At 39.2% G+C, this 2,277-nt stretch carries 2 protein-coding genes and 1 pseudogene; 2 read left to right on the plus strand and 1 reads right to left on the minus strand.

Annotated elements, in window-relative coordinates; genetic code table 11:
- The first annotated feature begins 163 nt into the window (after nt 1-163).
- Nucleotides 164-865 carry a potassium channel family protein gene (locus V7D75_RS12055; protein ID WP_313973654.1) on the plus strand — a complete coding sequence of 234 codons (702 nt, stop codon included), beginning with the start codon at nt 164-166 and terminating at the stop codon, nt 863-865.
- Nucleotides 866-882: 17 nt separating this feature from the next.
- Nucleotides 883-1,425 carry a DUF3124 domain-containing protein gene (locus V7D75_RS12060; RefSeq protein ID WP_333614755.1) on the plus strand — a complete coding sequence of 181 codons (543 nt, stop codon included), beginning with the start codon at nt 883-885 and terminating at the stop codon, nt 1,423-1,425.
- A 165-nt stretch (nt 1,426-1,590) separates the two neighbouring features.
- Here the strand turns inward: V7D75_RS12060 and V7D75_RS12065 are convergent.
- Nucleotides 1,591-2,277 (minus strand): annotated as a pseudogene (locus V7D75_RS12065) (ImpA family metalloprotease); the annotation flags it as partial.

A 2,277-nucleotide genomic window follows, 5' to 3' on the forward strand; every position in this document is an offset into this window, starting at 1 on the left:
GCCTTACTTAAAAATAGATATCAGCGTAATTATCGTTATCCAGCTGAAGAGATTACTATCAATTAATTTAATTTTAATTAAAAAATAATTTATAAATCATTAAGTATTAACTAAATACGTTGCAATGACTGCTGTTATGCAGTTGCGAGCGGCAAGGAGTATTATGAAATACATCATCGCAGGTTTGGGCAGTTTTGGGTCTTCATTAGCGATGGCACTGACGAGCCAAGGTCATGAAGTCATCGCCATTGATAGCAGTATGCAAAAGGTTGAAGCCTATAAAGAAGCCATCACTCATACTATCTGCATGGATGCCACCGACGAATATACGGTCAATGGCTTACCTATTATGGATACCGATATAGTGGTGGTGGCGGTTGGCGAAGACGAAGGCGCCAATATTATGGCAACGGCGCTGTTTAAAACCCTCAAAGCCAAGCGCTTAATCAGCCGTAGTATCAACCCATTGCATGAAAAAGTACTGCAAGCGATTGGCGTCGATGATATTTTTCATCCTGAAAAAGAATCGGCGATGCGCTGGGCAAAACGCCTATCGCTGCGTTATTACGTTGACTCGTTTAGCCTAACGGAGCACTTTAGTATTGTCGAGATTGCTATTCCTACTCCTTTGATTGGCAAACAAATAGCGACATTACAGCTAGAAAATAGGTTTAATATTAAGCTATTGAGCACCATGCGCTATGAGCATTACGAAGACAGCTTTGGACGTCAGCAGCGCAAACCTAGCATTCAGGGACTGGCGACAGCAGAGCAAGTCCTGCAAGAAAATGATGTATTGGTGGTTTATGGTGCCAACAAACATATCAATACTTTTTTACGTAGTGTCGGGGTTAAAGTACACTAACCGCTAGGGATAACGTTATGAATAAAAGCTGCATATCCGTGCTATGTTTTGCCAGTCTTATGCTGTTTAGTGGCTGCGATGAGTCGAAACAAAACCCAAATGTCATGTTTTCAGAGAAGCACCAAGACCCCATTCAAGAGCTTGAGAAGCGGTCTAAAAAAGTCGATCACAGCCAGTTTGGCTATAAACAAACCTTCTATGTGCCAATTTACTCAGATATTTATACTGATAGGGATAATCGTAAGGTTTTACTATCTGCGACCTTAAGCGTGCGTAATACCACCTTAAAAAAATCACTCTATATTAATAAAATAGATTATTACAGTACCGATGGCGACCTTGTAAAGTCGTATTTAAAAGAGCCTATCGAGCTGCCCGCTATGGCGACGTTAAATTATATCGTCGAAAAAGAAGAGGATAAAGGGGGCTCTGGGGCAAAATTTATCATTGAAGTCGAAGGGATAGATGAAACCGTCAAGCCCGTCATCGAGGCCGTGATGATTGGTAATTTTAGCAATAAAGGCTTTGCTTTTAGTACGCAGGGTACACCGGTTTTGTAGTGAAGGATTCATGATGGTGTAATTAGAAAGAAAGTATTTTTCTATTTATTAACTCCATCAAAAACTCAATAAAAAAATAGTGATATGCCCCATAATTTGTTAATAAAAAAGCCACTTTCATTCAATGGAAGTGGCTCTTTTTATCTGGTTTATTAAAAGTGAGATTTAGTTCGGATAGTCGCCAATTGATCCTGTGGCAGGAATCGTTACCCAAGTGCCTTCATTTAAGTGATTAGAGCGATTAGCAGGCTGAGTATAGAAATTCAATGGTGCTTCAGGCAACTTTAATAGAGCCACAGAAGTATGAGCTGTTTCTGTGACAGGTAAGCCATATAGCGCAAACATTGCTTTTAAATCGTAGCCCATAATTTTAGAGCTAAGTACATAAAGCATATCTGGACGACTTAAGTTTTTCTGAGTAAACGCACCCAGACCCAGTTTATTCTTTTCAGCTTGACTGGCTTTGGATAAATCAATTTGATTATATAGGCGCTGTGAGATATTCAATAAACGCATAAATTCAAATACACCTTGAGAATCTGGGCGTGATTTACCTTGACGTAGTTTGGTATAGTTATGTGCTAATTGTAAATGAAATGCTTGTTTGGCATTATCATTGCCTTGCCATAAGCGTTTTTCCATATTGGCCCGTAATGCTTCACCGGTTAAATTGGTGTTACGACTGTCTTTAATGTTGTTGTACAGCAATGGATGATTAAAGTTATTACCGTTATTGTCTAGCCCGTAAATCTCATATTTACGCAGCATGCTTAAACCGGCCAAAATATTGTTATCACATTCAGTACCACAGCCAATGTTACTACCATTTTCTGTTGATTTAAACGTCATACT

Source organism: Psychrobacter sp. (genome assembly GCF_036731945.1).
GTDB lineage: Bacteria > Pseudomonadota > Gammaproteobacteria > Pseudomonadales > Moraxellaceae > Psychrobacter.